At 37.3% G+C, this 4261-nt stretch carries 6 protein-coding genes; 1 reads left to right on the top strand and 5 read right to left on the bottom strand.

The features are described 5' to 3' along the window. The first annotated feature begins 65 nt into the window (after positions 1–65). Complete coding sequence (locus tag ABGX27_05635; GenBank protein MEO2068976.1) at positions 66–263, top strand: zinc ribbon domain-containing protein; 198 nt, start codon at positions 66–68, stop codon at positions 261–263. A gap of 29 nt (positions 264–292) precedes the next feature. Here the strand turns inward: ABGX27_05635 and ABGX27_05630 are convergent, their stop codons facing one another. From ABGX27_05630 to carB, 5 genes are all read right to left on the bottom strand, one after another. Further along, positions 293–526 (bottom strand): hypothetical protein, encoded by a 234-nt coding sequence (locus ABGX27_05630; protein ID MEO2068975.1) that lies wholly within the window; start codon positions 524–526, stop codon positions 293–295. Further along, positions 510–1268: a tRNA (guanosine(37)-N1)-methyltransferase TrmD gene (gene trmD / locus ABGX27_05625; protein MEO2068974.1), complete on the bottom strand. Its 759-nt coding sequence runs from the start codon at positions 1266–1268 to the stop codon at positions 510–512. The genes ABGX27_05630 and trmD overlap by 17 nt, the downstream gene beginning before the upstream one ends. Then, complete coding sequence (gene rimM, locus ABGX27_05620; protein MEO2068973.1) at positions 1265–1831, bottom strand: ribosome maturation factor RimM; 567 nt, start codon at positions 1829–1831, stop codon at positions 1265–1267. The genes trmD and rimM overlap by 4 nt, the downstream gene beginning before the upstream one ends. Positions 1832–1931: 100 nt before the next feature. Continuing rightward, positions 1932–2486 (bottom strand): thioesterase family protein, encoded by a 555-nt coding sequence (locus ABGX27_05615; protein ID MEO2068972.1) that lies wholly within the window; start codon positions 2484–2486, stop codon positions 1932–1934. Between the two features lie 12 nt (positions 2487–2498). Beyond that, on the bottom strand, positions 2499–4261 hold a 1763-nt coding region (gene carB, locus ABGX27_05610; GenBank protein ID MEO2068971.1), incomplete at its 5' end, for a carbamoyl-phosphate synthase large subunit.

The following is a 4261-nucleotide window of genomic DNA, read 5'->3' as shown; positions in this document are numbered from 1 at the left end:
TGACATGTGAGTGTAGAAAAACAGATTAATTAATGTAAGATTTTAAATTTTGTGGAGGTTAAAGAATGCCAATTTACGAATTTAAGTGTGAGGAGTGTGGAAAGGAGTTTGAAAAGTTTGTCGTGTCTTTTTCGAAAATTAGTGAAGTAAAGTGTCCAGAGTGCGGATCCAGTAAAGTTGCGAAGAAAGTTTCGGCCTGTAGTGTAGGTGGTGGAGAAAGTGGTGGAAATTCTTCTGGTTCTTCTTGTTCAGCGTTTGGCTGAGGCATATAAAAGGGGCGGAGGTTCCGCCCTTAAATCTTAATTTCCCTTCCGCATACAACTACTTTACTTAATTCGTTTAAAATCATATTTGGTGTGAATTCCATTCCTGTTTCTTCTTTAAGATTTACTATTAACATTCCTACAATTTCAAAAACTATTTCCTCATCTTTAAGGAGGGAAAACTTTTGACATATATCCTTTTCAACTTCCCAGCTTGCTAAGAGCATTCCATCTTTTGTAAAGATTTCAATTTTGTTCACCATTTAACTCCTTCTCTATTTTTTCTAAGAGTTTTAACTCTTCTTTTGTTAGTTTTCCTTCTTTTTTTAGTTTTTCTATTACCTCAGGTTTTCTCTCGAAGGTTTTTCTCAAAGCTTGTTCCTTTCTCCAAAGTTCTATCTTCTTGTGGTGTCCTGAAAGAAGGACTTCTGGAACTTTCATTCCTTTAAATTCTCTTGGCCGAGTGTAATTTGGATAACCTAAAAGTCCTCTATCCATAAAAGAATCCGATTTTAAGCTTTCCTCATTCCCAAGAACTCCCGGTAGAAGCCTTATTATTGCGTCCATCATTACCATTGCCGGAAGTTCTCCACCTGTCAAGACAAAATCCCCTATTGAAATCTCTTTATCAACGATGGATTTCACTCTTTCATCAACACCTTCGTACCTTCCGCAAATAATCATTATTCTTTTTTTCTTTGAAAGCTCTAAAGCCAACTTTTGTGTAAAAGTTTCTCCCCAAGGCTCTGTAAGAATAACAAAAGGTTTTTCCGAGGATTTAGTAAGCTCTTCATAGGCCCTAAGGATTGGCTCGGGCTTTAAGACCATTCCTGGTCCGCCACCATAAGGAACGTCGTCAACGACTTTGTGTTTATCGAAGGCAAAATCGCGTATGTTAACTATGTTAACTTCTACCTTACCGCTCGAAACAGCTTTACCTATAATTCCTTCCCTTAAAAAGCAGTCAAAAATCCTCGGTAAGACTGTAAGAACATCTATTCTCATTCCATACCTTCTATTAAGGAAACAACGATTTTTTTATTTTTGATGTCTACATCTTTTACAAATTCTTTAATAAATGGTATTAAAACAGTATTTTTATCTTCCTTTTCTACTTCCAAGATGTGGCTTGCCGGTTGCTCTAAGATCTCCTTTACTATTCCAACCTTTTTACCATCTTCTGTTATCACTTCACAGTCTACTAAATCTGAAAAGTAGAATTCATCTTCTTCAAGCTCAACTTGCTTACTCTTATCTATCCAGATTTCTCCACCTATCCTTTCTTCAGCTTCGCTTCTATCTGTAATTTCTCTAAACTTTATGATGTAAAGATCTTTGTAAGGTTTTATTCTTTCTATTTTTAGTTCTTCTTTTTTCGTGCCTCTATAGATGGGTATAGTATCCAACGCTTCTATTTGTCTTTCAAAAACGTCTGACTCGGCTTTAACTTTAACATCTCCTTTTATACCATGGACACCAACAATTTTTCCTATCATTACTTCATTTTTATGGTCAAACGCTTTTCTTTTTCTCCTTTCCAAAATAGCCTTTAGTCCCCTTTTTTTCATGAAAACTCCTTAAAGTGGGTTTAAAAAAATATGTGTGGAAGGAAAATAAGGAAAGTGGATGAAAGGGGGAAATATCCCCCTTAAGAGATTTTTCTGTTTATTAGTTTGGCTTGTCTTCGTTCTTTATCCTTTCTACAACAAGTTTTTTAAGCTTGTCGGAAAGGTTTTCCTCTTTAGTTTCATTTTCTTGAAGAGCTTGTTCTCCTTCCTTTATAAGACCTTTCTTCTTAAGTTCCTCTACAATTTCTTTTCCAAAGTTTATAGGTCTTCCCTGAGGATCGATAAAAATGTGTTGAGTAAAGCCAACTGCTAACACGACATCATCTCTTAATATTCTGTAGTCAAATCTTATTCCTCTTGAGCCAATGTTTGTTATTGCAGTTTCAACAGTTAAAAGGTCATCGTAAACTACTGGAGCCATGTATCTGCAAGCGGCTTCTACAACTGGCATTAAAATTTGCTTCTGTTGGAAAATCTTTTTGTATTCAAATCCAAGAGCTCTAAAAAGCTCAGTTCTTCCCCTTTCAAATATTTCAAAAAACCTTGAATAGTACATAACGCCGTATGCATCAACCTCAGCCATAGAAACTCTATATGGCATGCTTCCAACGATTACTTGTGGTTGCTTTTTCTGATCCTTTTTTTCTTCGGACATCTTTCCTCCTTATTAATTTTCCGCGTAGTATTCCTGAAGTGATTTAACATCAAGTTGTCTTCTTCTCATTGACTCTATTGCCATAACAGCTGCTTGGGCGCCCCTTATTGTTGTGTAGTAAGGAATGCCATAGTTTACGGCAAGTCTTCTTATGCTTACTGCATCTTTTGTACTTCTTCTTCCAGATGGAGTGTTGATTATGAGGGTGATTTCTCCGTTCTTGATTAAATCCCCAATGTTTGGACGTCTTCCCTCTTGGATTTTGTAAACAAGTTCTGTAGGAATTCCTTTCTCTTTTAGAAACTTGTAAGTTCCCTCTGTTGAAACAATTTTAAAGCCCATATCGGCAAGTTTTTTAGCTATTCCAAAGACTTTAGGTTTGTCCTTGTCTTTTACGCTTATGAAGACTTTTCCTCTTGATGGGTCAACAGGAAGCCTTGAACCTGCAGCAAGTTGGGCCTTGTAAAAGGCTATTCCAAGGTCATCATCAATTCCCATTACTTCACCGGTTGATTTCATCTCTGGTCCAAGAACAGGATCAACTTCAGGGAATCTATTGAATGGGAAAACGGCTTCCTTTACGGAATAGTATTGGGGTTCAACTTCTTTAACTCCAAGTTCATCAAGAGTTTTACCCATAGCCACTTTTGTGGCTATTTTTGCAAGAGGAACACCTGTAGCTTTACTTACAAAGGGAACTGTTCTTGAAGCTCTTGGGTTAACCTCAATTATGTAAATTTCGTTGTCTTTCACTGCAAATTGAATGTTAATAAGTCCTTTGACATTAAGCTCAAGGGCGATTCTTCTTGTTATTTCCTTGATCCTTTCAACTATTTCTTTTGGAACAGAGAATGTAGGGAGAACGCAAGCACTGTCTCCAGAGTGAATGCCCGCTTCTTCGATATGTTCCATTACTCCACCGATAACAACTCTTTTGCCATCACAGACGGCATCAACATCAAACTCAACAGCATCTTCAAGGAATTTATCTATTAGGACTGGTTTATCTTCAGAAACTTCAACTGCTTCTGTCATATACCTTCTAAGTTCGTTTATATCGTAAACGATTCTCATCGCCCTTCCGCCAAGAACGTAAGAGGGACGCATCAGAACGGGGAATCCAATCTCAGAAGCTACTTTTTCAGCTTCTTCTAAAGACCTTGCTATACCGGAAGGAGGTTGTTTTAAACCGAGCTTGTTTAGAAGTTCACGGAACCTTTCTCTATCTTCTGCAATATCGATGCTTTCAGAAGAAGTTCCAAGTATCTTTACTCCTTCCTTTTCTAAAGGAACGGAAAGTTTAAGAGGAGTTTGTCCTCCAAATTGAACTATAACCCCTTCTGGTTTCTCTTTTTCTACTATGTTTAAGGCATCTTCTAATGTAAGGGGTTCAAAGAATAGCTTGTCCGATGTGTCATAGTCGGTGGAAACGGTTTCTGGATTGCAGTTTACCATATGGGCTTCATATCCAAGTTCTCTTAAAGCCCAGACCGCGTGAACACAGCAGTAGTCAAATTCTACTCCTTGTCCAATTCTGTTTGGTCCTGAGCCAAAAACTGTTACTTTTTTCTTTTCAGTTGGATTGGCTTCACATTCTCTTCCGTCGTAAGTAGAGTAATAGTAAGGTGTATAAGCTTCAAATTCCCCTGCACAGGTATCTACAGTTTTGTAAAGAACAGGAGTAGCTTTTTTCCTCTTTTCCCTTACTTCTTTTTCAGAAACACCTAAAAGTTCTGCGATGTATTTGTCAGAAAATCCCCACTTTTTAGCAAACT

The sequence above is a fragment of the Desulfurobacteriaceae bacterium genome, assembly GCA_039832905.1.
In the GTDB taxonomy this organism is placed as follows: domain Bacteria; phylum Aquificota; class Aquificia; order Desulfurobacteriales; family Desulfurobacteriaceae; genus Desulfurobacterium.
This window is presented reverse-complemented; position numbering and strand designations above follow the sequence as displayed.

What these genes read in the sequence shown, in the direction of transcription:
- ABGX27_05615 (MEO2068972.1), bottom strand. Translation starts at nt 2,486, where the DNA reads ATGTCCGAAGAAAAAAAGGATCAGAAAAAGCAACCACAAGTAATCGTT.
- rimM (MEO2068973.1), bottom strand. Translation starts at nt 1,831, where the DNA reads ATGAAAAAAAGGGGACTAAAGGCTATTTTGGAAAGGAGAAAAAGAAAA.
- ABGX27_05630 (MEO2068975.1), bottom strand. Translation starts at nt 526, where the DNA reads ATGGTGAACAAAATTGAAATCTTTACAAAAGATGGAATGCTCTTAGCA.
- ABGX27_05635 (MEO2068976.1), top strand. Translation starts at nt 66, where the DNA reads ATGCCAATTTACGAATTTAAGTGTGAGGAGTGTGGAAAGGAGTTTGAA.
- trmD (MEO2068974.1), bottom strand. Translation starts at nt 1,268, where the DNA reads ATGAGAATAGATGTTCTTACAGTCTTACCGAGGATTTTTGACTGCTTT.